At 56.6% G+C, this 26560-nt stretch carries 29 protein-coding genes and 5 pseudogenes; 21 read left to right on the forward strand and 13 right to left on the reverse strand.

Features of this window, described 5'->3' with window-relative positions; translation table 11 throughout:
* Positions 1-83 precede the first annotated feature (83 nt).
* Together J3P73_RS28705 and J3P73_RS28710 are read right to left on the reverse strand one after the other, a co-directional pair.
* Positions 84-659 (reverse strand): hypothetical protein, encoded by a 576-nt coding sequence (locus J3P73_RS28705; protein ID WP_130774238.1) that lies wholly within the window; start codon positions 657-659, stop codon positions 84-86.
* Entirely contained in the window at positions 650-1327 is a 678-nt protein-coding gene (locus J3P73_RS28710; RefSeq protein WP_207580075.1) for a J domain-containing protein, read from the reverse strand. The genes J3P73_RS28705 and J3P73_RS28710 overlap by 10 nt, the downstream gene beginning before the upstream one ends.
* A gap of 138 nt (positions 1328-1465) precedes the next feature.
* Here J3P73_RS28710 and J3P73_RS38315 point away from each other — a divergent pair, with 138 nt between their 5' ends.
* From J3P73_RS38315 to J3P73_RS28745, 7 genes and pseudogenes are all read left to right on the forward strand, one after another.
* Positions 1466-1903, forward strand: a complete 438-nt coding sequence (locus tag J3P73_RS38315; RefSeq protein ID WP_165422567.1) for a GNAT family N-acetyltransferase — start codon at positions 1466-1468, stop codon at positions 1901-1903.
* Between the two features lie 211 nt (positions 1904-2114).
* A complete protein-coding gene (locus J3P73_RS28720; protein WP_130774491.1) occupies positions 2115-2828 on the forward strand; it encodes a hypothetical protein in 714 nt (237 codons plus the stop codon).
* A 506-nt stretch (positions 2829-3334) separates the two neighbouring features.
* A protein-coding gene (locus J3P73_RS28725; RefSeq protein WP_130693083.1) for an IS3 family transposase occupies positions 3335-4524 on the forward strand; the annotation gives its coding sequence in 2 pieces (ribosomal slippage) (positions 3335-3584 and positions 3584-4524; 1191 coding nt in all).
* A gap of 3 nt (positions 4525-4527) precedes the next feature.
* A pseudogene (locus J3P73_RS28730) lies at positions 4528-5723 on the forward strand (ATP-binding protein).
* A gap of 2 nt (positions 5724-5725) precedes the next feature.
* Positions 5726-6025 carry a helix-turn-helix domain-containing protein gene (locus J3P73_RS28735; protein WP_130765838.1) on the forward strand — a complete coding sequence of 100 codons (300 nt, stop codon included), beginning with the start codon at positions 5726-5728 and terminating at the stop codon, positions 6023-6025.
* A gap of 90 nt (positions 6026-6115) precedes the next feature.
* Positions 6116-7264 (forward strand): hypothetical protein, encoded by a 1149-nt coding sequence (locus J3P73_RS28740; RefSeq protein ID WP_245002753.1) that lies wholly within the window; start codon positions 6116-6118, stop codon positions 7262-7264.
* A gap of 241 nt (positions 7265-7505) precedes the next feature.
* Complete coding sequence (locus J3P73_RS28745) at positions 7506-7649, forward strand: hypothetical protein (RefSeq protein WP_207580076.1); 144 nt, start codon at positions 7506-7508, stop codon at positions 7647-7649.
* A 518-nt stretch (positions 7650-8167) separates the two neighbouring features.
* On the opposite strand, the gene J3P73_RS28750 is transcribed toward J3P73_RS28745, so the two are convergent.
* Positions 8168-8416: a hypothetical protein gene (locus J3P73_RS28750; protein ID WP_226532312.1), complete on the reverse strand. Its 249-nt coding sequence runs from the start codon at positions 8414-8416 to the stop codon at positions 8168-8170.
* A gap of 471 nt (positions 8417-8887) precedes the next feature.
* Positions 8888-9094 carry a response regulator gene (locus J3P73_RS28755; protein WP_245002754.1) on the reverse strand — a complete coding sequence of 69 codons (207 nt, stop codon included), beginning with the start codon at positions 9092-9094 and terminating at the stop codon, positions 8888-8890.
* Positions 9095-9125: 31 nt separating this feature from the next.
* Between J3P73_RS28755 and J3P73_RS28760 the strand changes: the two genes are divergently transcribed.
* The 3 genes from J3P73_RS28760 (at position 9126) to J3P73_RS28770 (ending at position 11677) form a co-directional block, all read left to right on the forward strand.
* On the forward strand, positions 9126-9290 hold the full coding sequence (locus J3P73_RS28760) for a hypothetical protein (RefSeq protein ID WP_197726579.1): 165 nt from the start codon (positions 9126-9128) through the stop codon (positions 9288-9290).
* A gap of 10 nt (positions 9291-9300) precedes the next feature.
* Positions 9301-9648, forward strand: coding sequence for a hypothetical protein (locus J3P73_RS28765; protein WP_130774359.1), 348 nt, complete (start codon positions 9301-9303; stop codon positions 9646-9648).
* 73 nt (positions 9649-9721) lie between these two features.
* Positions 9722-11677 carry an AI-2E family transporter gene (locus J3P73_RS28770; RefSeq protein ID WP_130774358.1) on the forward strand — a complete coding sequence of 652 codons (1956 nt, stop codon included), beginning with the start codon at positions 9722-9724 and terminating at the stop codon, positions 11675-11677.
* A gap of 175 nt (positions 11678-11852) precedes the next feature.
* Here the strand turns inward: J3P73_RS28770 and J3P73_RS28775 are convergent, their stop codons facing one another.
* A complete protein-coding gene (locus tag J3P73_RS28775; protein ID WP_130774357.1) occupies positions 11853-12920 on the reverse strand; it encodes a cyclic nucleotide-gated ion channel in 1068 nt (355 codons plus the stop codon).
* Positions 12921-13163: 243 nt separating this feature from the next.
* Here J3P73_RS28775 and J3P73_RS28780 point away from each other — a divergent pair.
* The 3 genes and pseudogenes from J3P73_RS28780 to J3P73_RS28790 form a co-directional block, all read left to right on the forward strand.
* Positions 13164-13661: pseudogene (locus tag J3P73_RS28780) on the forward strand (IS21 family transposase); the annotation flags it as partial.
* 172 nt (positions 13662-13833) lie between these two features.
* Positions 13834-14160, forward strand: coding sequence for a hypothetical protein (locus J3P73_RS28785; protein WP_165448759.1), 327 nt, complete (start codon positions 13834-13836; stop codon positions 14158-14160).
* Positions 14161-14651: 491 nt separating this feature from the next.
* Positions 14652-14846: a hypothetical protein gene (locus J3P73_RS28790; protein ID WP_003577126.1), complete on the forward strand. Its 195-nt coding sequence runs from the start codon at positions 14652-14654 to the stop codon at positions 14844-14846.
* Positions 14847-15140: 294 nt separating this feature from the next.
* Here J3P73_RS28790 and J3P73_RS28795 read toward each other — a convergent pair whose 3' ends face one another.
* The 3 genes from J3P73_RS28795 to J3P73_RS28805 form a co-directional block, all read right to left on the reverse strand.
* Positions 15141-15413: a hypothetical protein gene (locus J3P73_RS28795; RefSeq protein WP_130706893.1), complete on the reverse strand. Its 273-nt coding sequence runs from the start codon at positions 15411-15413 to the stop codon at positions 15141-15143.
* A gap of 849 nt (positions 15414-16262) precedes the next feature.
* Positions 16263-17417 (reverse strand): sulfite oxidase, encoded by a 1155-nt coding sequence (locus tag J3P73_RS28800; RefSeq protein WP_130774356.1) that lies wholly within the window; start codon positions 17415-17417, stop codon positions 16263-16265.
* 261 nt (positions 17418-17678) lie between these two features.
* On the reverse strand, positions 17679-18296 hold the full coding sequence (locus J3P73_RS28805; RefSeq protein ID WP_130774355.1) for a cupin domain-containing protein: 618 nt from the start codon (positions 18294-18296) through the stop codon (positions 17679-17681).
* A 654-nt stretch (positions 18297-18950) separates the two neighbouring features.
* On the opposite strand from J3P73_RS28805, the pseudogene J3P73_RS38320 reads away from it, so the two are divergent.
* Positions 18951-19066, forward strand: a pseudogene (locus tag J3P73_RS38320) (PIN domain-containing protein); the annotation flags it as partial.
* Positions 19067-19489: 423 nt separating this feature from the next.
* On the opposite strand, the gene J3P73_RS28810 reads toward J3P73_RS38320, so the two are convergent.
* Positions 19490-20872 carry an alpha/beta fold hydrolase gene (locus tag J3P73_RS28810; protein WP_197728794.1) on the reverse strand — a complete coding sequence of 461 codons (1383 nt, stop codon included), beginning with the start codon at positions 20870-20872 and terminating at the stop codon, positions 19490-19492.
* Between the two features lie 321 nt (positions 20873-21193).
* On the opposite strand from J3P73_RS28810, the pseudogene J3P73_RS37740 reads away from it, so the two are divergent.
* Positions 21194-21310 (forward strand): annotated as a pseudogene (locus tag J3P73_RS37740) (damage-inducible mutagenesis protein); the annotation flags it as partial.
* A gap of 126 nt (positions 21311-21436) precedes the next feature.
* Here the strand turns inward: J3P73_RS37740 and J3P73_RS28820 are convergent.
* Positions 21437-22039 carry a hypothetical protein gene (locus J3P73_RS28820; protein ID WP_130774352.1) on the reverse strand — a complete coding sequence of 201 codons (603 nt, stop codon included), beginning with the start codon at positions 22037-22039 and terminating at the stop codon, positions 21437-21439.
* Positions 22040-22471: 432 nt separating this feature from the next.
* On the opposite strand from J3P73_RS28820, the gene J3P73_RS28825 reads away from it, so the two are divergent.
* The 6 genes and pseudogenes from J3P73_RS28825 to J3P73_RS28840 all read left to right on the forward strand — a co-directional run bounded on the left by J3P73_RS28825 (position 22472) and on the right by J3P73_RS28840 (position 24628).
* Positions 22472-22849 (forward strand): sunset domain-containing protein, encoded by a 378-nt coding sequence (locus tag J3P73_RS28825; RefSeq protein WP_207580078.1) that lies wholly within the window; start codon positions 22472-22474, stop codon positions 22847-22849.
* A 35-nt stretch (positions 22850-22884) separates the two neighbouring features.
* Positions 22885-23046 carry a hypothetical protein gene (locus tag J3P73_RS37745; protein WP_226307067.1) on the forward strand — a complete coding sequence of 54 codons (162 nt, stop codon included), beginning with the start codon at positions 22885-22887 and terminating at the stop codon, positions 23044-23046.
* Positions 23047-23461: 415 nt separating this feature from the next.
* Positions 23462-23554: pseudogene (locus J3P73_RS38440) on the forward strand (DUF7940 domain-containing protein); the annotation flags it as partial.
* Positions 23555-23569: 15 nt separating this feature from the next.
* Complete coding sequence (locus J3P73_RS37750) at positions 23570-23797, forward strand: DUF7338 family protein (RefSeq protein WP_425328908.1); 228 nt, start codon at positions 23570-23572, stop codon at positions 23795-23797.
* Positions 23758-23922, forward strand: a complete 165-nt coding sequence (locus J3P73_RS37755) for a hypothetical protein (RefSeq protein WP_245002755.1) — start codon at positions 23758-23760, stop codon at positions 23920-23922. Before J3P73_RS37750 ends, J3P73_RS37755 begins: the two co-directional genes overlap by 40 nt.
* A gap of 280 nt (positions 23923-24202) precedes the next feature.
* Entirely contained in the window at positions 24203-24628 is a 426-nt protein-coding gene (locus J3P73_RS28840; RefSeq protein ID WP_130663403.1) for a GNAT family N-acetyltransferase, read from the forward strand.
* A 282-nt stretch (positions 24629-24910) separates the two neighbouring features.
* Here J3P73_RS28840 and J3P73_RS28845 read toward each other — a convergent pair whose 3' ends face one another.
* Genes J3P73_RS28845 through J3P73_RS28855 form a run of 3 tightly spaced genes read right to left on the reverse strand, consistent with a single transcriptional unit; the run spans position 24911 to position 26334 of the window.
* Positions 24911-25531 (reverse strand): glutathione S-transferase family protein, encoded by a 621-nt coding sequence (locus J3P73_RS28845; RefSeq protein ID WP_197728793.1) that lies wholly within the window; start codon positions 25529-25531, stop codon positions 24911-24913.
* Positions 25524-26009, reverse strand: coding sequence for an SRPBCC family protein (locus tag J3P73_RS28850; RefSeq protein ID WP_130774351.1), 486 nt, complete (start codon positions 26007-26009; stop codon positions 25524-25526). Before J3P73_RS28850 ends, J3P73_RS28845 begins: the two co-directional genes overlap by 8 nt.
* Entirely contained in the window at positions 25990-26334 is a 345-nt protein-coding gene (locus tag J3P73_RS28855) for an ArsR/SmtB family transcription factor (RefSeq protein WP_130774350.1), read from the reverse strand. Before J3P73_RS28855 ends, J3P73_RS28850 begins: the two co-directional genes overlap by 20 nt.
* Between the last annotated feature and the right edge of the window lie 226 nt (positions 26335-26560).

The raw sequence follows: 26560 nt of genomic DNA on the forward strand, positions 1-26560 counted from the left end.
AGGGAGAAGCAACATGGAAATTACAAATAGATCTGGAACACCGTCGCCTTCATTCAGTATGTCTGCGCAAAGCAATGCGGTTCCTATTTTTTAGGCCAGCGCGGCAATAGCTTTCGCGCTTGTTGCGCGAGCGCTTTCGTACTAAGTGAGTTCTCCGGGCGAGGTGCAATCTGACCATGTACCGAGGTCACAACAACGTTGCAAACGAGGGTTTCCCTGCAAGAAGGACAGGTGAATAGGTGCGTGCCATCAGCAGCAGTATGCCTCGATGCTCCGCAATAATACGTTGCACATTCCTTGTGAAAGACCCGGCTCTTCGTGTTGCGGCACCACGGACACACGAAACCGCTGTTGTCGAATTCTTTCGCGTCGAAAGAAGCTATGCTTGCTGCCGAAGCCGACTTTAGAGCAGGAAGATTGGTTGTTGCAGCGGCAGCCGCGTTCGAATGCTTCTCAATCCTCGCGATTTTAAAGAGCTGGCGCGGATCGGTCCGTTCAAAGATGACATCAAACCCTAGCCCGTGGCTCGAACATACGACCGCGATCAGCCGCTTCTCCGGCTTGTTCGTTCTTAGCCGAAGTTGCGATATAACTTCGTCGAGCTCTTGCTGGCGACCAGCGCCGCCATCTGTTCTACGGGGCAATTTGGTCACTTCCATCCCCTTCTCGCTTTGATTAGATCGCGCGCCAATGTCAGCCGACGCAGGATATCATTTGGCCCGGCTATGTCCGGATGCACCTGCTTGATAAGTGAGCGGTAGCGACTCGCCAAGTCCTGTACAGTGTATTCACGCGACAATCCCAGTAGAATCTCAGCGTCTCTAAAATTATCGAGCGAAGCTGCAAACGATTTCCGGATAGGTTCGGAATGGTCAATATGTTTGTTGTCTTTCAGCCATATACAATATTCATAAAATTGGGTGAAGGAAAGAAATTCATCGGCATAGTCCGAACGGTATATTTCTTTAAGTCGTCGTCTCTCTTCCGCCTCATCGCGACAAGATTGAATCTTATTGGCCACCGGTTGAAAAACGGGCAAAAGTGGGGCGCCCAGAAACCCTAATATGAGGCCGGTTCTTTTCCTCGTAGCCGGGCCAGTCTCCGGATTCCACAACGCAAAAACATAACCGACGGGCAATGCCCATGCGAGAAAGCCGATCAGCATATAGGCGATCAAAAAAAGAACTCTAGTCGGAACGTCGGGCCATGCCGCTGCCCAAACAGCGTTAAGAGTGGCACCCTGACCGACGAGGTTACAAACCCAGATCGGCATCTCGTACGACAGAAATGCGGCGATAATCAAAAAAATCCAACCGATCCCTTCCATTCGGTGAACCTTCGAATTTCTGAAAGCAGGCAGTATGGGCCAAAAAAACTGGAAGACAATCCTGAAGTTGCAATACTTATTACGTGGGTGATATACTTATTTTGATTGAATATTTCATGCACGATACGCTTTGGAACCTTGAACGACGTAGATCAGGTATCGGATCTGTTCAAGGAGTACTATCATTGGGATAATGATATTTATCGAGAGTGGGCAATGTTTTGTCTTAAGCAGACAGGGAGCTCTTTGTTTGTCGCGGAGCAAGACGGCCACGTTGTTGGGTTTGCAAGGTTAGATATAGCTGAAGCAAAGGTAGCACAGTTACGGGATCTGTATGTTGTGCCCTCTCATTGTAAGAATGGTATTGGCGCGGCTCTGATTAGGGCAGGTGAGGAATGGGCAAGAGGCCGTCACCTAGTCACGTTAACTCTGAACGTCGATGGAAATAATTGCGGCGCGATAAACTTATATACAAAGAACGGCTTTGCTATCGCTTTTGGTAAAGCTGCAGGAAATCGACCCATCCCACCTTACCATTTCAGAATGACTAAAACTCTCTTGGGGCCTTCCATCTGAGCAAGGTATCCGCCGCCGAACGAGAAGTAGCTTCGCCAACTGCGCAAGAATCCCTAGCCTAGCATACTCCGAATTGATAATTGTGCCGACGCGTCTATTGGTTGATGATGGGATGATAATGGCATTTTGAACCGTTCAAGGCGGCATTGCCTTTGGTGCTCGTGGAACCCGCTGTCGCCGACATTCTCCCGCGCCACGTGGAGTGACTGCTATGCGATCCGATCGGGTGCTCAAACTCAATTCCGGTTCCAATCTAAACACGTGGAGCGGTCATCCTGATATTGAAGCGGTGAACGGCCGATTGAGTTCCGAGGATGAGAAATTCTTCCACCATGTCGGCCGCTTACTTGCACGCGCAGGGCAGGCAAACCGTTTTGCGGTAACGCTGCTTCACTCTCATTTCAGTCTCACTGGCGGCGAAGTGTTGGTCGACAGGTTTGATCGAAAGAGAAATCTGATCATCACGTCCGTCGAACCAGCTAATGGGATTCAAGACAGAGAGGAAATGGTTGCCAAATCCTGGTCATTTCCAAGCGACGGTACTGATGACCAAATTGTTGAAATAGATGTACTTACATGGATAAACAGTAACGACCTTCCAAATCGCCCACTGGATAATAGGGACGCTGTTCTGATTCGCGCGATTGCAGCAATATTCAGAGGCCATGGCGTTGAGAAGCGATTTGGGATGACGCTTGTCGGCCAACGGGCGGAAGCAGGTTCGATGTGGGTTGAGGGCGACGTGCCGTCAGAGAGGTATCTTGTCCAGGAACAGATTGACTTAATAGATGTGGAGGAGCGCAATTCAATAAAGACAATGTGGGCATTCGACGACTCAGGAAAACATGTCATCGTGCTGGGGTGTTGCCGCCGAACGCAAAGCGGCAATGGCCATACGGGTTCCAAGCATGGCCCAGGTTGGTAGGCACCCACCAGGTGCGCTGCCGCTGGTCCAGAGGCCAGCATGAAGCAAGTGAGCTCTCCTTCTTCTTACTAACTCGGGCCCCGACGACAAGCCCATCGACTACAGCCGGCTATCCGGTGAACACGTCGATCATCGAAGCGCTCATATCCCTACGCTTCGCCGCGGCGACAAGCACTTCGGTCAGCGCTCCCGCCTGCGGTCATCATGTCCGCCCGCGGGAAATCCCTGTTCATGGCGTCCCTTGTCCTCAGAAATCCTCCGTTGCTTCACACCCTCTTCCTTCTGATGCGCCGCGCCCGGTGACCTGCTCCTGCCGTGCCGGACACAGGCGTCGGTTTTGTTTGGATCGGACACGCATACGCAATAGAGAGCGTCGGACAGCAGAAACTCCGGAGTGTCGTCGAACAGCCACGTCGTCGGCCGCGCCTCCGGCTCGTCGGTCTGACCTTGCCCCGTTGAAATAATCCATTTTGAAGTAAGCTCTGGCCCATTGAGAGGACCAGAGGATGAAGCGCAATCGTTTCACAGACGAACAGATCATCGGCATATTGAAGGAGCACGAGGCAGGCACGCCGGTCTCGGAGCTTTGCCGCAAGCATGGCGTCAGCGATGCCAGCATCTATAAATGGAAGGCCAAGTTCGGCGGCATGGAGGTGTCCGAGGCCAAGCGGCTGAAGACGCTTGAGGACGAGAACACGAAGCTGAAGCGGCTTCTGGCGGATGCGATGCTCGACAATGCTGCCTTGAAAGACCTTTTGGGAAAGAAGTGGTGACGCCCGCGGCCAAGCGGAAAGCTGTCGCGCATCTGATGAGCCATCATGAGATGAGCGAACGGCGGGCGTGTAAAGCCATTGGTTTTTGCCGAATGACGGTCCGTTACGAGACCAGGCGCGACGATGATCATGAGCTTCGCGAGCGAATGAAGGCGTTGGCGCATGAACGTCGCCGCTTCGGATATCGACGCATTCATGTGCTGCTCCGGCGGGAGGGTCACCTCGTGAACCACAAGAGGCTCTTCCGGCTCTATCGGGAGGAGAAACTGACGGTGCGCAAGCGCGGCGGTCGCAAGCGAGCGATAGGCACGCGAGCGCCGATGCTGGTGCCGATGGTGGCCAATGATCGTTGGTCGCTAGACTTCGTGTCGGATCAGTTCACCGATGGGCGCAGGTTGCGGATTCTGACCGTCGTCGATGATTGCACGAGGGAGTGCCTGGCGCTCGTCGCCGATACATCGCTTTCCGGTCTTCGCGTCGCACGGGAGCTTGACCGGATTATCGAGGAGCGCGGCAAGCCGAGGATGATCGTCAGCGACAACGGCAGCGAGTTCACCAGCAACGCGATCCTGCAATGGGCGGACCGGACCAAAGTTGACTGGCATTACATTGCGCCTGGCAAGCCTATCCAGAACGCTTTTATCGAAAGCTTCAACGGGCGGCTGCGAGACGAGTTCTTGAATGAAACTCTGTTCTCGTCGCTTGCTCACGCCCGGTCCGCGCTTTCAAACTGGCGTAGTGATTACAACGATCAACGCCCGCATTCAGGCCTTGGCTGGCTGACACCGGCCGAATTCGCTCAGACACTCAACCCGCGACGTGATGCGGTGCTGCGCAGCCGAAATGGCTCCGCACCGCAACCCGCCGCTACCGAACCAACAACAGCAACCAAAAACCGCTGGAGCGAACTCAAAACTGGATAGAACTTGGGGGCAAGGTCAGAAGCTCTTTCGGATAGTCCGGTCGTCCTCATCGTAGGACCACGCCGAGCCGGCAAGACTACACTTGTCCGAAAGATGGGAGAAGCCGGCCGAACCTATCTCACCCTCGACGATCAGACGGTTCTCGAAGCCGCCCAATCCGATCCTGCCGGCTTCATTCGCGGCCTGGATCGAGCCATCATCGACGAGATTCAGCGTGCGCCGACCTGCTGCTGGCAAGAAGACAGTCGATGAGGACTATCGTCCGGGCAGGTTTCTGCTTACCGGGTCGGCAAACGTGCTGACTTTACCGCGGATTGCGGACAGCCTGGCGGGGCGAATGGAGACCATCCGAATGCTGCCGCTGGCAAGGGCCGAGATCGAAGGCCGGACGCCGTCCTTTCTGGAGCACCTTTTCGATGGGAGTCTAAAGAGCCCGTGGAGCTCTATCATCGGAGACGACGTCGTCCAACTCGTTCTGCTCGGGGGATTCCCCGAAGCGATCAGCCGCAACAGCGAACGACGACGGCAAGATTGGGCACGGTCCTATCTGACTTCTATCCTGACGCGAGATCTCCGGGACATTGCCGATGTGGAGAAGCTGACCGAGTTGCCGAAGTTCGTGCGGCTATTGGCCGAACATACAAGCCAATTGGTCAACTATTCGCAGTTTGGCGGCAGCATCAACGTCAGTCACAAGACTGGGCAGCGTTATGTCGGACTGCTCGAACAGGTGTTCCTGGTCGCAACGGTACAGCCTTGGTTCACCAATACGCTGAAGCCTATCGTCAAGACGCCCAAGCTGCATTTCCTCGATTCAGGGTCTGTTGGCCAGTGTGCGCGGGCTCACCTTCGACCGAGTGAAGGCGGATCGCGGAACATTCGGCGCGCTGCTGGAGAGCTTCGTGTTTTCCGAAGTTCTGAAGCTAATGACGGCGTGACCTGCGTTGACACCATATCATTTCCGGGATCGGGACATGCGCAAGGTCGACATCGTACTGGAACGCGACGACGGGATGATCGCTGGCATCAAGGTTAAGGCCAGCGCCACGGTCAAGGCCGGCGATTTCGGAGGGCTCCGCGCACTTGCAGAGGCCTGCGGAGATCGTTTCGCCTTCGGCGTCGTCCTCTACGACAATACAGATGTTGTGCCGTTCGGCGACAAGCTGGCCGCGGTGCCACTGTCCAGCATGTGGGGTTGAGAATGGTCGCAGAAGCCAACGGGAGGACCACCCAGTACATCGTCGGCCAACGTATCAGCAGCCGAGAAAAGAAGAAAAGCGAAAAACTCGGGAAGTCCCTTTCCGGGTATGCCGCTGTAGCGCGATTAATTGGACGAGCGCACCTCAAGGCCGCTCGCGGAAAGGAGATTGGTCAGCAGCTTGGACTATCTCATCGAACTATCGAGCACCGTGTGGAGCGGCTGAAGCAAGGGTTTGGCGCACGCTCGACGTCGCAGCTCGTGGCCTTGGCGATTGCAGACGGATTGGAGAGTGCGGATTGATCCGATACCCGGATTGCAGGGCACCCCGGTTGTCAGGGGCTGCGCTGAATGCTACCGCAAGTGTGCAAGCGTTTGTGACGGGGTGTATTCATGAACCGAATGATCATTTTCTTGGTTATTGCCCTTGCGACCGGCACCGCGCATGCAAACGGGCTTCCGTTTTTCCCCAACACGAACGTCCCCGACTACACCGCGAAGCTGGTTGTGCACGACACATTAGATGGGAAGGACAACTGGCGGGTCGTGCAGCATCACAACGGCTGGACGCACGTTGAGGAGACACAAGGTGACGAGAAACAAATCTGGTATGGGCACTTCTTTCAGAACATTCTTTTGTCAACAGTCAAGAAAGATGGAGAGGAGATCAAGCGCTTCAGTATCAGGCAAGTCGAGCCATCGTATGACTACCTCGGCATCAAGCAGGTCAAGGAAACGAACGATGTGGAGACAGTGGGCGGCGAGGAGTGTCGCTGGCTTCAAATAGTTCGACACGATCCGCCAAGCCCTATTTGGATGACCTGCTTGACCAGCGACGGAATAGAGGTCGCAACCAAGGTTCTCTTTTCCAGGGGTAAATTGATGTCCGAGGCGCGTCTGACCGAGATCAAGCGAGGTCCGGTTCCGGAGGCCGAAGTGTTGCCGCCAAGACAGCTTTTTGACGCAAGCACGTGGCTCAAGCCGCTGCGTCCCTACCTGGATCACCCTCCAAGTGCTGTCGACTTCGAGGCGAAATTGGTTACGAGGGCGTCTGACAATTCGTCGATAGACAAGTCTTCTGAGGTGAGGCTGTTGCGACATTATCCATGGTGGTTTCGTCGGCGTGAGGGCAAGGACGGGTCAATCCGGATCGAGGTTTGGAACGAGCTTGAGAACCAGGGTATTGTCTATTCGTCCTCGAAGAGGGAACGCAGAATTGTCGGTGGTCGCTCTTCGCTGGACCCGAAGCGTCCCTTCTCTCGATTCAGCAGCCAAACAGGAATGGATAATCTGGGTGAGCAGGGCCAGTTTCTTGGCGAAAATTGCACATGGTATAACCTAACGCCGAATATGGCCGGTTCAAGTCACAAGCAGTGCATCACGTCCGACGGTATTCCGTTGAAGGACGAGCAGTGGTACGGGAGGAGCGCAGTGGAGAGCTTCGACACGGTGGCGTTTACGCGTCGACCCGTCGACATTGGCGAAATGCAGCCGCCTCGCGAATACCTCGATCCCTCAGCTTGGGGGCTTGCACTGCAATAGTGCGGGCAGCAAAAGCCATGCCAACAGGGACGGCTATATAGCCAGGAGTGACTGCGTGCGATGGCCACGAGGTGCTGGTGAAGTTTCGCCCGAAACCGCAGCGCCGGAAATGCCGCGCCACGAGTGGGTCAATCCATCGACGAAGGTCGGCTGAACGGCGCAACCGCTCAATCAAAGCTATTTGATTTGCGAGATGCTTTCGCCCTCCTCGCCTTTAAGCGGTCACTGACGTGATCGTGACATGACAAAGCCGCCACGCTCAAAGAAGACCGTCGGCTATAGCATCAGGTCCTATCGCTTAGCCGGCCTCGTGATCGGCGGGATGATTGCCGATGGCAGCGATGGCGCGGTGGCGGCGCTTCGGCATTGGTTGAAGATCATTTGAAGTATTCCTGGGCCAAAAAAGGCCCCGCGTTTTGAAGCGGGGCTTAGTTCTGGGTTGAGTGGGGCCGCACATCGAAGTGTTGGCTGCGTTTAACAAATCTCCGCACGGCCCGAATGTTTACTATCAACGGACCCTTTTGTTCCCGCGCCGACGGATTTTTTTGATCTTTCATACGCGAGCATCATTGCCTATGCGAGCGATGGGGCCGTTGCCGCCTTGCGGCATTGGCTTAAGATCAACCTGATGCTCGCGCTTTGCTGTATCAAAAATTAGCCCCGCCGAAACGGGGCAACTGGGGAAGGACGGATCGCACAGGAAGAGGGAAGCGGACAACCCCAGTATGGGGCGCCCTGTGCGATCCTTGCGGCCTAACTGTAGATAGCCGGAAAAGTTCCTGTGCGGTTCCGGACGACTGAGGGTCCAACCGGCAGGAGAGGGCGGATCGCGAGGATCGCAAGGCCGGTACCCAGCGCCTTCGCGTCGACGCAGGAGCCCGAGCCGGTTGGCGATTTTCAGGCTCAATGTCCTTGGGATGCCTTGCCTCGATGAAGAACGCAAACCCGCGTGATCAAGGCGGCAAGTTGATCGCCCCAAATGATGACATAACGACGGGCGCCTGTGCGGATGAGGATCTCGATCGCTGGAAGCTCGTCGACGTGCTCCGCCGCGTATTCGATGGCTGCCTGCAAAGAGATGAACTCTTTGTTCGCAGTGTCGGGGAACCAGCTGTGGACTGTGATCGGATTGGTGGAACACATCAACATCATTTCGGGCAACTTCGTCTCCACCAGTTTAGCGAGAGTAATGCATATCATGACGCAACCTGTTGTGCGATGTTGGAAAGCCAAATTTGGTTACCGGTCGGTTCATGCCAGCAGTGACGGGGGATGATTGTTAGCAATTCTCAAGGCGCTGCGAAGTTGTTCTTTGAGCAGCTTATCTTTGATTTGCAACGAATATATTGAGGAGCAACGTCTCCGACGTACGTGCTGTAGAATAGGCACTCACTAAATGTATGTTTCCGGCAGTATTTGTGACTACACACTGGGATTGTCTTTGTTATGGTGCGATTGGCCGCTCGGCGATGTTGCCAACCCCATGCAATTCAATCTCCTGTGCGCTGAGCGGCCGTCCAATCGCTCAATTATTGTTCATTTAATTTCTCGGAGAGATGGTGCCGCAAAGCGTCTGAGCGCCGCCATCGTCGAACGTCGAACATCGAACGACGGTGGACGACATCAACTCAGATGCTGCCTGATCAGATTGATCAAGGCGTCAGCCGGATAGGGCTTTTGCAACCAACCGATCGGCGAGGCTGCCGCAGCTCTTTTGCGCGTTTCGGGATCGGCGTGGGCGGAGGCGAAGATCGAGCGGACGCCGAGGGTGGCGTTTAACTCTATCGCCGCTTGGATACCATCCGCGTGGCCGGCCAGTCGAATATCCATGATCGCGAGAGCGGGTCGGCCTGAGGCTGCAATGGACAATGCTTCGCCGGCCGTGGCCGACGCCGGGAAGGGAAGGAGAAGGTCGAATTATCCGACGCCGGAACTCGAGGCCGTCCTCGGCAAGACGCTGGGCGTGCCGGTATTTCAGGAATCTGCGATGAGGGTCGCCATGGTCTGCGCCGGCTTATGTCCTTAAGGAGAAGAACGTGACCGAGTTCCAGGACATCAGAATAACCGAACTGGCGTCCGGCCAGGCTGAAAGCGGGCCGCTGATGAACATGGTTCTCAACTTGTCTGCCGACGCGCCAGTCAACTGCCCCGACGCGTTCAGGGAAGGGTGGAATCAACCCGCACCCGCGATGAGGCGGCAGGCTGTCGTCGAAGGCAGTAGGCTCACCTCGACTTGCATGGCATACGAACTTCAGGGGCAGATCGACCAATTGAACGAGGTGATATCGGCGACCAACGACGCCTGTCGCCTCGGCTCCGAGCAAGCCGAGCTTAGACAGGACGGCGAACTCAGAGACTTGAAGGCCAGCCTGCGGTATGACTGAGCACTTACGCATACGATGTGCGCCTCCATCCATGTCGAGCGCATAGGTTTTCCTTTGAAGATAGGGGTGGGCGGTGAGCAGCGCGGAACTTTCGAAGACCACCAAGGCGCCGACCGGCGAACCCTATCGACTTGCAGAGGGGGAGCTTCGCAGCAAGCTGTCGGGCAGCACAATATTGATCCTCATTGGAGTGGCCGTCATCCTCCGGCTGGGCCAGGAGATCTTCGTTCCCCTCGCGCTGTCGCTTCTCCTTTCGTTCACGCTGGCCCCGATCGTCTCTTTCCTTCGCAAGCGCTCTGTTCCAAAGATCGCCGCTGTTCTTCTCGCCGTCGTGTCGGCGTTTTGCGCGATCGCCGTATTCAGCATCGTCGTGGCGACGCAGGTGACGAACCTTGCAGAGAACATCCCCACCTATCAAAGAAACCTGGTCGACAAGGTTCATTCCCTCGCCCAAGCGGGCGCCGGAAACGGCGTCCTCGACCATCTGAGCAGAGCGGTCGAACGTGTCGGCGCCGAGATCCAGACGCGGGCCATCGAAAGCAAGAGCCCGACCGCCCAGACGCCCACGATTCGCGAACCGATGCCAGTCGAGATCGTTACACGTTCCGATCCGATCCAGACGCTAGGCAACCTTCTTCTGCCGCTCATCAGCCCCTTCGCGACCGCTGGTCTCGTGGTCGTGCTGGTGATCTTCATGCTCCTCGAGCGAGAAGACCTGCGCGACCGTTTCATCCGGCTGGTTGGTTTGGGAGACCTTCACCGGACGACCGCGGCTCTCCAGGACGCAGGCAAGCGGGTCGGGCGATACCTGCTGATGCAGTTGGTGGTGAACACGCTCTACGCCGTGCCGATCTCCATGGGCCTGTGGGCGCTCGGCATTCCGAACGCCATCCTCTGGGGGCTGCTCACACTTGTTCTGCGGTTCGTGCCATATATCGGCGCGATTATCGGCATCATCCTTCCGTTGTTTCTGGCCCTCGCGATCGCGCCTGGCTGGTCGCTCGTGGTCTGGGTCGGCGCGCTCTATCTGACGACAGAACTGATCAGCAACAACGTGCTCGAGCCGTGGCTCTACGGGGCCAACACCGGTCTTTCGCCTCTGGCGATCATTATTTCGGCGATCTTCTGGTCGTGGCTATGGGGGCCGCTGGGACTGATGCTCTCGACGCCTTTGACTGTCTGTCTGGTCGTGCTCGGAAGACATGTCCCCCAGTTCGGCGTCCTCGATGTCCTGCTTGGCAACGAGCCGGTTCTGGAGCCTCACGAGAAGCTCTACCAGCGTCTGCTCGCGGGCGATCCGAACGAAGCCTCCGACAACGCCGAGGAGTTCCTGCAAGAGGAATATCTCGTCGACTATTACGACAATGTAGGCCTTCCTGCGCTCCTGCTTGGCGAGACCGACCGTCAGCGCGGCGTATTGTCGGAAAACCAGATCATTCTGGTGGCGTCCAGCTCGCTGTCTTTGGTGGAGAACCTGTCGGACATTGCAGAGGAGGAGGAGAACGAGGACGAGACCGCATCGGACGCCGGTCTCGAAACGGGTTCCGAACTGGAACTTCCCGATGGCCAGGGCCGCTCCTTATTGTGCATCGGAGGCCGCGGCGGTCTGGACGATGCGGCCGCCGCGATGCTTTCGCAGGTGCTGGAGGTCCAGGGAGCAACGTCCACGACGTCATCATATTCCGACCATGCCGCGCGAGGATCTCTCGCTTTTCCCATCGACGGGGTCGACACGGCGATCGTCATATATCTAAACGGCAATTCGAAGTCTCGCGCTCGTCAGATCGTTCGACGACTGAAGCGACTTAAGCCTGACCTGCGCGTAGGGCTTCTCATGCCGACGGCGAATGGTCTGGACTATGCGCCGATCGACCCGTCCGAGATCGATGCCGACTTCATCGAGACGTCGATAGCGCAGGCGGCTCGATCCGGCCTAGTCATGTCGACGCCCGTGAGTCTCAAAACCGTAGTTCGGAAGATTGCGCGACGCGGACTGCCTTCCGGCAGGCCATCCGCTGCATCGAATTGAAAATCGGTTCTCCGTCGCCGCTCGTATTCCTTGACGGTGCTGGTACTTTCATTTCCGCCGCCGGAAGTCTTTCCGCCTGACAGCACCAACTTTTCGACCGTCTTGGAGCTCGCTATGAGCCGGTCGAGGCGTAACCTCCGCCGGCTGCTGCAATGCCGCAGCCATCAGGCTTGGATTATTCCTTCGCCGGCCCGCCCCGCCGCTCCAGCGCCGTCTTGCGGATGGCCTCCGCGATCTCCGGACTACTGCTCGACAACATCTGGAAATCCACGGCGTAGAGCGACAGCAGCGATACCTCGGTTGCTGCGCTGACTGTCGCTGAGCGAGGTTCGCCACTGATCAGCGCCATCTCGCCAAAGAAGTTTCCGGCACCGAGTTCCACTGGATGGTCGGGTGTCGCCACGGTGACCCGCCCCTCGACAATGAAGAACATCTGATCGCCAACATCGCCCTTGCGGCAGATCACGGCACCTGCGGGGACAATGCGCGTTCGCAGCGCCCGAACGATCTCGATCAGCGCAGCGGAACCAAGCTTCTGGAACAGGGGTACGGCAGCGACCAATTGCCAGTTGCGAACGAAATCTTGGCGGCGAACCTCTTCGTAGAAGCCGGTGGCGAGGATGCCGGCCCAAAGTGCAAAAATACCGATCCCGCTCATCATCACCAATCCGGCCAGAACTCGACCTGCAAGGCTCTGCGGGATCTCGTCACCGTAGCCGGTCGTCGACAGCGTCACGACCGCCCACCACATCGCCTGCGGAATGCTGCCGAACCTATCGGGCTGGACGTCTCGCTCGATGATATAACCGGCCAACGCGGCGCCAAAAAGAACGATGCCGAACACCGATGTCACGCCAAGCAGATTGCGCGATTCATTCGCGATCACCTTTGCCAGCAGCCTGAAGAAGGTCGAGTCGCGCAACGGCTTGAGAAGCCAAATGGCGCAATAGAGGTTTCGATCACGGGACCCAACGAACAAGAATGCAGCAGCCGGAACCAGAACCGCGAGCAAATCGATCACGAGGGCCGGGATCCCGCCCGACAAGCGGTGTCGCCGTGAAAGCAATGTGCCGCTCAATTGGAGGACATAGGCCAGCCAAATTGCCGCAAGTAGCAGCTCAAAGAGAAGCCTCTCCTGTCCAGTAAGGCCCTGCGTCGTCAGTGCGGCGACGACCAAGAGACCGATTGTAGCGAACAGCGCGTTGAGCGGCGTCGAAATCTTTGAGAAAGGCACTGCCGACATTACATACTCCCAACCGCCCGGCATTCGTCGACAATAGATACCTTCGGGCCACACGCAAGGGAACGGGGGACTGATGGAGGTGCCGCCTGAGGATCCCGTGACTCACTAGGACGTCATCGAAAACCGAAGGATGTTGGTTTCCACGCAGAACTGAGCCGGTCAGGCGCATAATTTCCATTGAGAATTGAGCCATGTGAACCTTCCCCCAACGCGGTGAGCGGCGGGGGCAACGGAGTGATCCACATGGGACTTTTAAACATCATCCGCCGGATGGCGCTGCGCGAGAAGCAATCGATCCGAGAGATCAGCCGGCGCACTGGGCTGTCACGCAACACGATCGCGAAGTATTTGAGTGCCGGTACGATCGAGCCGACGTTCACGGTACCGGAACGACCGAGCAAGCTTGATCCTTTTGCCGACAAACTTGCTGGCTGGCTGAAGACCGAGGCCGGGAGGTCACGCAAGCAGCGCCGAACGCTGAAGCAGCTTCATGCTGATCTGATGGCTCTCGGCTTTACCGGCTCCTATGGTCGGGTCGCCGCGTTCGCCCGTGACTGGCGGACTGAGCAGCAGACGGCAGGCCGCGGCATATTCGTTCCTCTGTCTTTCCGCCCAGGCGAAGCATTCCAATTCGATTGGAGTGAAGATTATGCCCTGATAGGCGGCGAGCGCACGAAGCTGCAGGTTGCCCACATCAAACTATCACACAGCCGGGCGTTTCTGATCAGGGCCTACCTGCTGCTTCAGGGCCAGCTCGGCCGCAGCAGCACAGAAGAGAGGAGAAAAGGCCAATCCCTTGACCAAACCCTGATCAGAAAACCATACTGAGAGGTGGCTCACTTCTCGGTGGAAAAACCGGCTCAGTTCCGCGCGGAAACCAACAGCGAGGGTCTTATCCTCCGAAGTTGCAAGAGTGGTTGGTACGCTGATGTTGTTCTTTCTCCTTTTTGTTTTGCCGTACATCGTAGGTTTCGTCGGGCTTGCGTTCTGGCGACAGGGGTGGACGCTTATGGCGGCAACCGTCGCAATGATTGTTGTCTATTTCTTTTCCATAGGATCAGGGGATGGCCCAGGCGCGTTCGCGGCGGATGCCCTTCCAGCTGTCCTCGCGGCTGGGATTGCAGCCGGGCTAGTAACCAGCGTCATTGCCATGACGTCGAACTATCGACCTGGCTACATTGTAGCGGCAATGTTCCCACTCGGATATATCGCTGGTTATACGGTGATTAGGCACTTCTGAAGCCCTCAGGGATATCGCGCCCGTCCGGAAACTACGTGGGAGCGGAATCGGACTCTTTGGTCCAGCCGACCTGGCACCTGCGCTCAGTGGCGATCTGCAATATCGCCAGTAAAGCCGTCGGCGGGCCTTCGACGAGGGGGTATCGGACGAACGTACATCATTTGTTACTTCGCACCTGCGGTAATTGTCATACGATTCAAAACGCTAATTAATAACAAAAATCAGTTGCTTACTCGAAGTTTCTCGACTACGTTTTTTACAGAATAGTTCCGAAATAACCGGCCCTCGCCGGCGATACTCAGCGGTCGTTTGACCTCGCTTGAGGAGGATGATGACGTTGTTTGTCCGACTTCGTTTCTTCGCAATGGTGCAGCGAGTGCGTGATCTCGTCTCGATCCGATACCGACCTACGACGGCAATCTGACGCGTCGTAAACCCTTTGTTCCACTTTTCTAAGATGGTGCTCCCGTGTGGCGCGCCCGAGGTTTGTTATGCAAAAGCAAGCTGTCGTATTCAACGGTCAGGAAGTCGGGATCGCGGTCCCTGTCGAAAACCGCCTCAAATTCATCGCTGTCCGCTTCAATGTCATCGACCTGGACAACAGGCTCTTCGACACGGTTACCGAAATCCGGCGCGCCATTACAGAGCATCTCGCGTCCAGCGGTCGTGCGATCACCTCGCACTGAATGGCAGGAGATATTCTTCTAGTCATGCGGCGTCCGTCATCCGAGGCCGACATGAACGCAATCCCCATCTGTTTCACAACGCTGCCCGATTACGAGAACTCAAAGGTGAAGAATGGTGGACGAAAGAGCATCAGCCGAGGCGGGTGAATGCCCCACGTCTCAACCATGAAACTCCCGAACACCGTCATCGAACTGAATTCTCTCGTGGCTCCGAGGTCGGTTGTCGTGTTGATGTCCGATTGAGGCTCCTTGGGCCCAGCAAGCTGATCGGCCAGTGATCAGGGCTCCTGCTTCCTACTCACGAACTTCAAGCTTGTCGCCATAATTCAAGGCGAGCCGACGGCAGTCCTCGCAATTCAAAGTAATGCCCTCCGCAAAGACACTCGCGGCGGCGGTCGTGCAAACCGAAACATCCAGTCTCGCGACATGCAGAATTGCGTTACCCAGTAGCATATCGCAGGGCGCAGTCTCGACTTCGGCCCCGCCCACGCTATGCGCAACGACGCCGCGCACGGTCGCCAGCATTCCGCGCTTTCTTAATATGGTTATGTCGGCATCCCTTGCCATGACGATCTCTTCTGCCGCCCGAGGCGCAGGATGTCCGCCCGATACGCCGCATCTGCAACTAAACGGCCGCGAGACACCGAAGTTCCCATCGCCTATCCAGCGGACATTCCAGGAAGAAGCTACGCAGATTTTCGTTCTTCACATCCTGTTCGACGCATCAGCGGACGAAATCTCGGGGGCTGCGTGGCTGCTGTTGTCGATCGGAACGCCGAGATTTTAAACCGCAGCCTGATTAGCGTACATGCTACAAGAGTTCCCAACGCGGCGAGAAACCACTCCGGACACTTCACTTGTCTGCCGTACGAGTTTCGGGCAGCCTAGCAGCCGGCGGTATCGTTCGTCACTGCACGGGAAGCGGCCGAGCTTCGTAGCGGGTATGGAACGTTTCCTGAAAAACACCGGTTTACTCTCTGAGAAGAGAGGAGGCCAGATTGACTTATAAAAGTTAACACCGGCGGCGGCCGGGGTGCGGAGCATTTTTTGAAAATAATTCGTGGTCAGGCCGGAAAGGGCTTGCATCCAGGGATCGTGTTCGCTATTTGTTCTCGCTGTCCGGGAAGGCGTCGAAGATTTCTGCGTTCAATGATCCGCTCCCAACGAGGTAAGTGAGGATCGAAGCGACGAGTCTCGACGTTGAACCCCCCATGCTCGCTGGCGAGATCACGGCATAACTGCCGTCGTTCAGATATCGGTAACCGTCTAGCTTCGTCTCGCGTCATCGGAGGACGAAATGACAACGCCGCAGATTGAACGTACGACCTCAGCCGTCGTGGTTTACACGGCTCTATCGCGTCGGCAAAAAGACCGTGACGCCCTCCCCATGAGCCCGACATAGTGGCAGCAACGTTCTCAAGAGATGCGGATGCGGCGTGTCACCTGGCCATTGCTTTCCCAGTATGTGTGCTTTTTGGCGATCAAGGGGTCGTCCATTGCCGGTTGAATCTGCCCAGTGGTACTGATCGCGCGTGAGGTCACGGTGTGTTCTCCAGGAGAGGGATTTTCCCAATCCGAGGACCAAATTTTCCAAGCGTGATCGGCTTCCTCACTGTGATCAAGGATCGCTGGTTTCCATGGCGTTTGATCGATTTGCACTTCGACCCGGTCGATCGGTGCCCCCCAGGCCGCGCCGATAATGCGGTAACCTGAGCCTGTCCGGGTGACTTTAGCAGGTGCGGACTTTATCAGGGCTCGGCCGACGGAAGTCTCAGCCCAAACTGTCTCCCCGTCGTGCTCTTCCTCCCGGATGGTGACATAGTCGCGGGCCATCAGCAGGCTCATAAAACGGGAGTCGCGAACCTCGATTTCCTTCAGCCACTTGACGTTGGCTATGCCGTACCAACCCGGAGCGATCAGCCGCAGCGGGAAACCATTGGGCGTCGGCAGGGTCGCGCCGTTCATTTCATAGCAGAGTAGATTGTCGGGGCTCATTGCATCGGCGAGCGACATGCTACGAGCGAAGTTCTGTTGCATCTTGATGTCGCGTATTTCGACGTCGCCTCTGTCGGTACCGAAGAAGACAACCTCGATGCCATTATCAAGGACGCCGGCTTCCTGGAGGATCGGCGCAAGCGGCGTGCCTGCCCAGCGGGCATTGCCGATGCCGCCCGTGAAAAATGGGAACCCGTGGTTACCCGAGCATTCCACTGTAAAAACGACCTCCTGTCGCGGTCGCGCCTTGATGTCAGCAAGCGTCAATTTTAACGGCTTCTTGACCAGGCCGCCGATATCGAGGGACCATGATTTCTCGTCAATCGTCGGTCGATTGAAATGCGCGATGCTGAAGAACTTGTCATTTGGAGTTATGAAGCTATCCAAGTCTTCCCAGACGAGCTGCGTCTGGATAACGGCCGGATTAGGATTTTCCGTCGGCTGATCTAGCCACGGAATAACTTTCTCGCCCGTCTGCGTCGGAAAAGCGTTGACCCCCGAAGCGTACAGACCCGCGATCGCGGCGAGAACCGCACTTCCTTGAACGATAAATTCTCTGCGTTGAAGATCAGGCATGTTCTTCCCTCCCGGATGTCATCCGGAACGGGCTGCAATGCGCTTTCGACCGTAGTCTCAAGGACGGATATGCGCACGATGGTTACCCCACCCGGAGATGCCTCCGGACGATGTCAAGCGTCAGCTTCGCATATCAATTATGCAGCACCGGACGACTTCTACGTTGGCTCGTATATGCGCGATTGCGAAAATAGTCCAGAGTTGTGGACAGAGAATCCTGACGGGAGGACCGACAATTTCGCTTTGGCATCGTCACGTCGCTCAGTCGAGGCTGGCCGGCGAGGAGAACGGCCGATTGGCGTCCACCACGAAGATGGCCAGCTCGTCGAGATCGGTTGTGCCGGCGTTGAACACCTCCATCGGCGTGTCGGCCCCGTGTCCGGTCATGGTCATGCCGGCTTCAGTATAGGTCACGCCGTGGGGCGTTTTCTGACCGACCTTGCCGGCGAGAACATAGAATACCTCGGATCCCGGATGCGTATGGATTGCCGTCTTGGTGCCGGGCGCTCCACCGGCGTGATTGACACGCAGCAGATACTCGCTCGCCTTGACCGGCGGAAGGGGTCCGATCTCGGCGACCTTGATTCCGCCTGGTGTCGATCCACCCTTGGGTCCGAGCGTGAACAGCCAGATCTTGTCCGCAACTTCCGCCACAAGCGAGGTCGGACCCGCCGCATCCTGGGCCTGCTTCAGCGTCGGGAAATTCTCCAGCCGCCAGTACAATGGCCCAGACGGCAGCTCCGTGATCTTCTTCTCAACCATCGGCTTGATGAAGAACTTGTTTTCTTCGGACAATGTGGCTGAAGTCATCAGCCCGAAAGCAGATAGGGAAATCATAAGCGCGCCGATATGGCGTACGCCGAGGGATCGCAGCTTCATGGTTGGTCCTCCTGGTAATGCTTCGTTGGCGGGCCGCTCGACGGTGAGTGCGATTTCCTTACAAACAGGCGACCGCAGGCGATGTGCCGCCCCGCAGTCTCGCACTGTCAAGACGTGGCGATGGCCACAAGAAGCGCAAATATGGTTGCTCGAATGTCGTGGAGCAGTTACGGGCGGCAAAGGCGCGGTTGATGGCGAACGCCAGCACGCCCGCATATCAATGCGGCCTCCCCCTTCGCTTGCATTTCCGATTTCTTATTCTACCACAATTTGCGGCCGTGGGCCACGTCCGATTTCGGCAGATTTGAGTGGTGATCGGATGGCGGGAAGCGTCTGATCGAAACCATGCGCATTTCCGAAATGCGCCAAATCCGGAAGCTCGTGGTCTTCCAGGAAGCACCAATAGATTTGGACCTGGCCGATTTCACACGCCTGATCGCGTAGCCGTCGGAAATGCGCCGGCAACTGGAGGAAGCAGGTCTACAAGGGCGATTGGCCAAAGGAGCTGTTATCACCCACTGGGGAAGTTATATGGGTGAGTTTGGGCCAGGTTGGATAGGAGCGCGACCGCCGATCTTCAAAGAGTTCGCACGTGATCTTCATTTTGACGCCGTCGCACTGCGTGCATCGGAACTTGAGCGTCCACGGGCTTTTGAACTCGGTTCCGACGAAATTGGCCCTTGGAGTAACTTTGAGTGGGGAATGATTAACGGCAAGCTGTCAGCTATTAGGTGGATGCTAGAGACGAATGGGACATGTTGCATACCTAGCGCGGCTCTCCGGCTTTACCGCCCATGCAATGCCCTCAGCTTGGCATAATACTCCTCGACCCTCCGACATGCCTCCCGCGACGTTGCCTCCCATCCGCTATGAGGCACTATGTGGTCTCGTACCCACGGAATGTGAGCGTTCCACTGTGAGTCAGAGCCGAAGACTGACCCCTCGTGACGTGACTCTAAGGCTTTGATCTACAGACAGAAAATGCAATGGGGTCGGGTCACGATCGACGCCGATGATGACCCCACCCATGCTATGGATTTGCCAGCAAACTCATGTACTTAATGGCAGCCGGTGCTGGGGTCAGCGGTCGATGCTGATTCCCATCAGGGTGTTAAGGTCGGAATCGGGTGGACAGCAGAAGTTCAAAGCGAAACCGCTGAAAAGCCGCTTTGCGCGCCCATAGCGGCCATATTTCAATGGTTGTACGCTGTCAGGAACCTGGAGCACTCGTCAAAGAACTTTTCGAAGGCAGCCGTGTCCTCCATGAGCACATGATTGTTTCCAGGAAGCTCAACGAAGGTCGCGTTAGGAATAAGCGTAGCCATGAGACGCCCTTCCTCTATCGGCGCGACGCGATCGCCGATGCAATGCAGGACCAACGTCGGAACATTGACCTGCTTTGCCAACTCCGTCACATCGACCGTGCTGTTCATTTTCCAGATCCGCATCGCCGCTTCCGGACTCGTAGCAATGCGCTGAAGTTCGTCGAAATTCGCAGCCATCTCGGGCTGAGCGTCGGGCATGAAGGTTGTTGTAAAAAAGTGCCTGAAGACTGGATTGGTCGAGCCCCAGCCGTCGCGGATCATCATCGTCCCGACTTTATAAAGGTGCTTTTGGTCCGGTTGCGTCCGCTTGAGCCGACCCCGAAGAAATCCGCCCAAGAGGACGAGGCAGGTCACCTGCTCGGGATTCTCCACGGCGTAGCGGACACCGAATGAGCATCCTTGCGAAATGCCGAGAAGCGCGAACCGGCTCAGTCCAGCAGCGGCTGCGACGGTCGACATGTCGCCAGTCATTGCCCCCGCGGATACAGCTTCGACGCCCCAGTCCGATAGGCCATTTCCCCGCTGGTCGAATCGTACCAGCCGGCACAGCCCCGCCAACCTAACCAGCCATGGGTGCCAGATTGGACTGCGCCATTCATACTCCAGATGGTTCAGCCAATTCGGTGCCTTCAGCACCGGCATCCCTTGGCCAATACTGGCCCACGCGATCTGCACTCCGTCTGGGGCAGTGGCGAACTGTACCTGTTGTTGCTGCGCAGCTTTGGGAAGCTCCGGGCTAGGCAGCGAAGCGTCGGGTGTCCACTGCCAAACCCGGATGGGGCGGGAGATATTCTTCACACGCTGGTTGCCCATGTCGCGAAAAGGCACTTTGATCTTATCCGCGACCGCTTGATGTACAATGTCGGAGATGCAGACGCCGCCTGGCTTCGCCAGCCCCTCAAGTCGGGAAGCCACGTTGACGCCATCGCCGAAGATATCTCCATCCTCGAAGAGGACATCCCCGAGATTGATCCCGAGGCGGTAGAGAATGCGGCGTTCTTCCGGTGACGCTCCCTCACGGTCCGCCATAGCCACTTGGATGTTGATGGCACAGCGGACGGCATCCTGTGCTGAAGCGAATTCGACCAACATCCCGTCGCCCGTGGTCTTGACGATGCGGCCTCCACGAGTTGCGATCTGCGGATCGAACAACTCCGTGCGGTGCACCTTCTGACGCGTAAGGATATCTTCCTCATTTTGCTCCATGAGGCGGCTATAGCCTGCCATGTCGACGGCCAGAATCGCGGTCAAGCGGCGTTCCACAGAGCGTGTCCCCAGAGTTTCAGCCAGATATCACACTACCACATGTCGGCGATCAGATTAAGATTGAGCGCAAGTGCCGAGCCTTTGAGAAAATGCACATCGGAATGCGACGACCGGCTGAACGGCCGCATCGGGGTCGGAACTCTCCAGTCTTTACGCGGGAAGGTCTTAAAGGGTCGAAACGAGCCAGCGCCGACCGGGCTGCAGACGACAGCTCTTGGGCTTAAAGCGGAAGAATTTGCCCCCAACAAATTGGGTGAAGCTGCCCACGACGCACAGGCCGAGCAACGAGTGAAACTGATCTTCACGACGGCGTCGACGACCAGATGGAGGGTGAGTGTGATGCTGAGCGAAGCGCTCCAAGTTCCCGGCGTGGCGCGGGCGCGGTGGCTGTTGGAATTGATGACGGTGAGGCGGGAGCTATGCCGAGGGGCCGCCGCAGCGGTCGCTTCAATTGCCGTTCTCGTTCCGCTCACGCGGCCTCCAATGTTAATCGCGTTCCGGTGTGACAATCCGCTTTTTAAGTCAGTTAGCAAGCTCGGCCACGATCAATCAGTTGCCCCAGCCAATTTGGAACCGATCAAATCGAACCTCGCTCAACGGCTGGTTGGAGGGGCCCAGTCTTACCGAACGAAGAACGAGACGAAGCTCGGGGGAATAGTACTGTTCAAAAATAATCGGAGGCAATCCCGTCAGTTCGAGACGGCTGTTAATGGCCCAAACCCTGTAGGAACAAGAAGCAATCGTTTCCTCTCCCCAGCCGTCGAACCTAATAATAGTAGCGCCCGAAACGGATTTTTTGCCATTGATGAAAAGTGTCGTCTCGGATTGCCAGTTCTTCTTCTGTGGTAGATCGTCTAACGCAATCGCGTTCGCGTATTTCAGCTCATGCGTCCCGCTGGCACTAACTCTCTTTTCGACGAGCAAGGGGTGCAAATATACAGCCGACACCGGCTGCAGTGAACGGTTACGCTCCACCAGCTTTTGTTCGGTGAGACCCGGACCGTCCGGCCTGTAGAACACGGAATAGAAAGGCACTTCTCTGGTAAGCAGCACACCCTGTTTGGTTTCTCTAGCGCTCAAGCAATTGCCGGAGGCAGGCGCCGCCAATATTATTCCAACCAACAGCGACAAACTTCTCAGCAAGATCGACATTCCAGAGATCCCTCATCCAAATCCGCGACCGTGGCGCTTGGGCGAAATTCCACTCTCTTGCGCATGCTATCCGCTACATCGCCATCGTCGTCGAGATCATGTAGCCTCATGCCTAAAGCTTGAGGTGACACATGACGAAAAGCGGTTATGCCCGGGTCAGCGCCATTGATCAGGATTTCGAAGTACAGCAGCAACGGCTCTACGCCCAATGATGCGTGATCGTTCGGTAAAGTCTGGCGCAAGCCTTGAGGGCCGAACGGAGCTCGCAACCACATTGAGTTTCTTAGATTTGCGCCGTGGCGGGAAAATGGCGCAACTGTCACGCAATTCTTCTGGCAATTCCTTTTCGTTCCAAGCGGTTAAGATGCAGTAGAATCTAAATTCAAGGCTAGGCCCGTAGGTTGGAATGGGCGAGATACCCCTTTTTGATAAATGTTTGCCGTACGCGAACGCGGTTACGATATTTCGCGCGAAATGGCGGAGATTGGGGGCATGCGTCCGGGTTATCGCAATCAGCAGAAGAAATCGGTACTGTTCAAGGCGCCGGGTTTGCTCATTGGTGCGCTCGCGTTTGGTGCAGCCGGCGGCAGGACCGCGAGCGACTTGCTTGCCTCATGGAGCGCTTCAGGCGGCTCGGGACAATCGTGCAAAATCAAGGGCAATGTCAGCATCGCCACCGGCGAGCGCATCTTCCATGTGCCGGGGCAGCGACGCTACGCAGAGACGAAGATCAGCCCCAAGTATGGAGAGCGGTGGTTCTGCTCGGAATTTGAAGCTTGGGCGGCGGGCTGGCGGAAATCGAAATCGTGATGCTTTGGCGTGGGACGACCTAAGGTCAACAGGCAATGGCTACGCGTGGAGAGCAGGAACAGGCCTACGAGGAGCATCCGGCAGCCAACATCGCAGGCAAGGTAACAGGCGCGCTATGGGGTGCCAGCCGCCTCGCCAAGGCTGGACTTTCTCCAACTGCCAACGCCATCAAGAGCGAGGCAGGGCTGGGAGAGTAACAGCAGCCTCGACAAAGGAAGGTGCGATCCTCGGCACCATCTCAGGTTTCGGAAATGGCCAGGACGGCTTTGTTAACCGGCTTGCAAAGTCCGGGGTTGGCCTCGCTTTGGGAGCAGGCATAGGTGCCATCGCGCCTGCTGCAATTGGATTTGTAGCTATGGGCTTCACGCCGCAGCAGATCGACCAGTTCTTTACTGCCGCGGCTTCTCTCTAACGGTCAGGGCAAAAGATAGCCGGAATGTATGCCGTAGCGAATTGCAATCAAAAAGGCGCCGCCAATCAAGACGGCGAGCATAAGCGCTTTACGTGTTTCACTCTGTAGCAATTTTACTCTCCACAAAAACGGGGAAGTAGGCATTCCTCGGATTTTGGCAACGAAATCCTGCTGAAAATTCACAACCCGGAGCCCACTCCATGCTCGTCCATAACTGGCGCGAGGTGCTGAAACGCGCCCGGAGCGTCCGCCTCACGATGTTTGCTCTGCTCTACATCATCTATCTCCCAGTCAACATAACGTTCGTCCTGCTCGCCTACGCCCTATCGCCATTCCTGGCGGCCTGGTCCATGAAGCACGGGCCGGTTCTCCCTGGCCGCTGGCGGTGGTTCTCGACGCTGAACGCTGATCTGGACGGCTATACCCCGCAGCGCGTCGCGGGCTTCGACCCAGCCGCCAAGGGCTTCAAACTCTGGTGGCAGAGGACTCGCTGGACATGGCGAAACCCATACAATGGCTGGCATCCGAAGCGCTAGGCGTTGATGACATCGCCTCCGCCTTCACCGTCAAGCGCGATGTGCCGCTGCCGTTCGGCTTTCATCTCAAGGTCTGGCTTGGCTGGAACCCGAAGAAGCGGGGCGGCAACTACGGCATTGGCTGAAGATCAATTGAGGTATGCCAATGCCAAAAAAGACCCCGCTTCGGAGCGGGGCTAAGGTTGAGGTGGGTCGCATAGCGCGAAGTGTAACGAATCTCCGCACGGCCCGAAGGTTTTACGATCAACGAAGCATATTGTTCCCGTGCCGACAGATTTTCTTTAATCAGTCGCACCATTAGTTCCGCCTCTTCGGGCTCCACGTCCTGGCGCACGTTGCCAACTAACTTGATCAGGTGATATTGCCTAACCTCTTGCTGCCATCTGTATTTGGATACACTGAGCGATGCCGGAAGTGATCACAACCTGTCGGCTCACGCGAGATACTGTTGGGCTGCTTGAAAACATTGCGGAAGAGGTTTTCGACCAGGAACTTAACGCCCAGCGGCTTGCGACCTATTTGAAGTCGTCAGGGCACCTGATGATCATTGCGGTTTGCGAAAAGCAGGTTATCGGCCAGATCGCGGCCTACGTTCACAGCCACCCCGATCGAGCGTCGGATGTCTACATCGACAATCTTGGCGTGGCTCCGCCTTTCCAGCGGCGTGGTGTTGCGCGACGCCTCCTCGACGAGGTCTTGGCGTGGGGCAAAACGCTGGATTGTGACCAAGCGTGGATCGTTACAGACACCGGGAACAATGCCGCTCGCGCCCTCTACGAAGGTCGGGGCGCCGCAGCCGAGCCGATTGTGATGTTCTCCTATAAACTCTGACAGGACCCGTCTCTTCCCTATTTGATCATGTGATCAAGCCCTCGAAGGAGGGTCACACGATCATCATCGAAGACACCCGAAGACGGTGGGGGGGACGCCAGCTCGTCAAGCACGAGCACAGTTTCGATAAGCATTTAGAGGTATTTGAGCGCCACCACCTGTGCAAATGATGACGACAAGGCGAAGCGTGGGGCGCCACGGGCGGAACTGTCGACGCACAACCGGCTAAACGCCGAGAACATAATCCGGCGGCGCAAACCAAGCGGAGACGGCCGTACCTCGTTACGTCGGGAAAGGGTTTCGCCACGCATCGAGTTGTTCAAGCCGTTCGTACCACCCCTGTATATGCCGAAACTCGGCAAGTGGAATCTCAGCGGAACTCGCATAAGGAAGGGCAGCGGCCAACGCGAAATCTGCGACAGTCAGGGTCTTCCCGACCGCGACGCTGTTTGTGGCCAAATGGTCGTCGAGCACGCGAGCATGTAGTCGAAAGCTCGTCTTCGCATCTTCGATCACCGCGACGTCAGGCTCCCCGCCGAACAACGGTTTGATCAAGTATTCAAACCACAACGTTGCCGCGTGCCGCGTAAAATGACTGGCGTCCCAGCTCAGCCACCGGAGGACGTCGATCTGCCTGTGGTCGTGCGGCCATAAATCCGAGGCAACACTGTCAGATAGCCGGCACATGATGGCATTCGCTTCCCACAAGGTTCCGGCGTCATCCTGTAGCACAGGGACCTTCCCGTTCGGGTTAAGAGCCAGGAATTCCGGCGTACGCTGCTCTCCGCTTGCCAGGTCAATCCTTATGAACTCGACGTCGGCTTTAAGAAAGCGGGCAGCGGCGCAGGCCTTGCGAGGATTGAGCGTCTCGCAATAGTAAAGCTTCATCGCCGCCTTACTCATGATCCGGCCCTTCGGATTCAACTCCCAGAAAAACGCCCAGTCGCTCGAAGCTTTGCGACCAACCACCTTCATGACCCTGAAGTGATGATGCGCTTTCAAATCCACTTTGCCGAAACGTCATTTCCGTTCCTCCGTCGCTTTCCTTTAACGTGATGGTGACGACGGTTTCCGGGCTCGTTTCGCCGGTTCCGATCTCCCAGGCATGTGTGAAGACAAGCCTGTGCGGAGGCTCGACCTCAAGGTATTTTCCGCCAACCCAGTGCTCCTCTCCATCTGGCGCTATCAGGCAGGCGCGGTGTCTACCGCCGGGCCAAACTTCAAGCTGGTCGCCCACCGCCTTGAAACCGTGAGGACCGCTCCATTGGGCCAGCGCTTTCGGGTCGGTCCATGCCCTGAAAACGAGATCGCATGGGGCATTGAACCTTCGTACAAAAACCAGGTCGCGGGCACTGTCAGTATCAGTCTTCGGATTTGTCATCTTCGTATCCTTGTACCTTGGACAAATAGCCATCGAGACGATCGAAGCTCTGATCCCAGAAGCGTCTGTAATCGCCAATCCAATCAGAGATTTTCTTCAACGCGTCCGGCTGAAGTTCACGGGGACGCGAAGTCGCTTCACGGCCGGAGCGGATCAATCCGGCCTGTTCCAGGACCTTGAGATGCTTTGAAATGGCAGGCTGGGACAACTCGAAGGGATCTGCGAGTTCGGCCACGGTCGCCTTGCCGTTAGCAAGCCGCTGAAGGATTGCTCTCCTTGTTGGGTCCGAGAGTGCGGAGAAAATCGCATCGAGGCTGCTGTCCATATATCACCATTTAGCTATATAGCCGTATAGATATATTTATCGTCGCGAGATGTCAAAGGCAATCTTTACGAATCCCCTTCGATGAAAGTGCTGCCGATGTCTTGTGCGAACGGGCGATGTTGCTCTACGCAGAGGCCAGCGTTACAGACACGATCACCTCATCCGGACATTTTCAGGTCTGATGGCATCGCGGGTCAACGCTCCGTCGTTGGCTCTAAGCCACTGA

Origin of the sequence: Rhizobium ruizarguesonis (assembly GCF_017357285.1) — a bacterium.
Taxonomy (GTDB): Bacteria; Pseudomonadota; Alphaproteobacteria; order Rhizobiales; family Rhizobiaceae; genus Rhizobium; species Rhizobium ruizarguesonis.

Bases quoted from the DNA above. Each gene is read 5' to 3' on its own strand.
- J3P73_RS28705 (WP_130774238.1), bottom strand. From the start codon at position 659: ATGGAAGTGACCAAATTGCCCCGTAGAACAGATGGCGGCGCTGGTCGC.
- J3P73_RS28710 (WP_207580075.1), bottom strand. From the start codon at position 1,327: ATGGAAGGGATCGGTTGGATTTTTTTGATTATCGCCGCATTTCTGTCG.
- J3P73_RS28720 (WP_130774491.1), top strand. From the start codon at position 2,115: ATGCGATCCGATCGGGTGCTCAAACTCAATTCCGGTTCCAATCTAAAC.
- J3P73_RS28735 (WP_130765838.1), top strand. From the start codon at position 5,726: ATGGTCGCAGAAGCCAACGGGAGGACCACCCAGTACATCGTCGGCCAA.
- J3P73_RS28740 (WP_245002753.1), top strand. From the start codon at position 6,116: ATGAACCGAATGATCATTTTCTTGGTTATTGCCCTTGCGACCGGCACC.
- J3P73_RS28745 (WP_207580076.1), top strand. From the start codon at position 7,506: ATGACAAAGCCGCCACGCTCAAAGAAGACCGTCGGCTATAGCATCAGG.
- J3P73_RS28750 (WP_226532312.1), bottom strand. From the start codon at position 8,416: ATGATGTTGATGTGTTCCACCAATCCGATCACAGTCCACAGCTGGTTC.
- J3P73_RS28755 (WP_245002754.1), bottom strand. From the start codon at position 9,094: ATGGATATTCGACTGGCCGGCCACGCGGATGGTATCCAAGCGGCGATA.
- J3P73_RS28760 (WP_197726579.1), top strand. From the start codon at position 9,126: ATGGACAATGCTTCGCCGGCCGTGGCCGACGCCGGGAAGGGAAGGAGA.
- J3P73_RS28775 (WP_130774357.1), bottom strand. From the start codon at position 12,920: ATGTCGGCAGTGCCTTTCTCAAAGATTTCGACGCCGCTCAACGCGCTG.
- J3P73_RS28790 (WP_003577126.1), top strand. From the start codon at position 14,652: ATGCAAAAGCAAGCTGTCGTATTCAACGGTCAGGAAGTCGGGATCGCG.
- J3P73_RS28795 (WP_130706893.1), bottom strand. From the start codon at position 15,413: ATGGCAAGGGATGCCGACATAACCATATTAAGAAAGCGCGGAATGCTG.
- J3P73_RS28800 (WP_130774356.1), bottom strand. From the start codon at position 17,417: ATGCCTGATCTTCAACGCAGAGAATTTATCGTTCAAGGAAGTGCGGTT.
- J3P73_RS28805 (WP_130774355.1), bottom strand. From the start codon at position 18,296: ATGAAGCTGCGATCCCTCGGCGTACGCCATATCGGCGCGCTTATGATT.
- J3P73_RS28820 (WP_130774352.1), bottom strand. From the start codon at position 22,039: ATGTCGATCTTGCTGAGAAGTTTGTCGCTGTTGGTTGGAATAATATTG.
- J3P73_RS28825 (WP_207580078.1), top strand. From the start codon at position 22,472: ATGTTTGCCGTACGCGAACGCGGTTACGATATTTCGCGCGAAATGGCG.
- J3P73_RS37745 (WP_226307067.1), top strand. From the start codon at position 22,885: ATGGCTACGCGTGGAGAGCAGGAACAGGCCTACGAGGAGCATCCGGCA.
- J3P73_RS37755 (WP_245002755.1), top strand. From the start codon at position 23,758: ATGGCGAAACCCATACAATGGCTGGCATCCGAAGCGCTAGGCGTTGAT.
- J3P73_RS28840 (WP_130663403.1), top strand. From the start codon at position 24,203: ATGCCGGAAGTGATCACAACCTGTCGGCTCACGCGAGATACTGTTGGG.
- J3P73_RS28845 (WP_197728793.1), bottom strand. From the start codon at position 25,531: ATGAGTAAGGCGGCGATGAAGCTTTACTATTGCGAGACGCTCAATCCT.
- J3P73_RS28850 (WP_130774351.1), bottom strand. From the start codon at position 26,009: ATGACAAATCCGAAGACTGATACTGACAGTGCCCGCGACCTGGTTTTT.
- J3P73_RS28855 (WP_130774350.1), bottom strand. From the start codon at position 26,334: ATGGACAGCAGCCTCGATGCGATTTTCTCCGCACTCTCGGACCCAACA.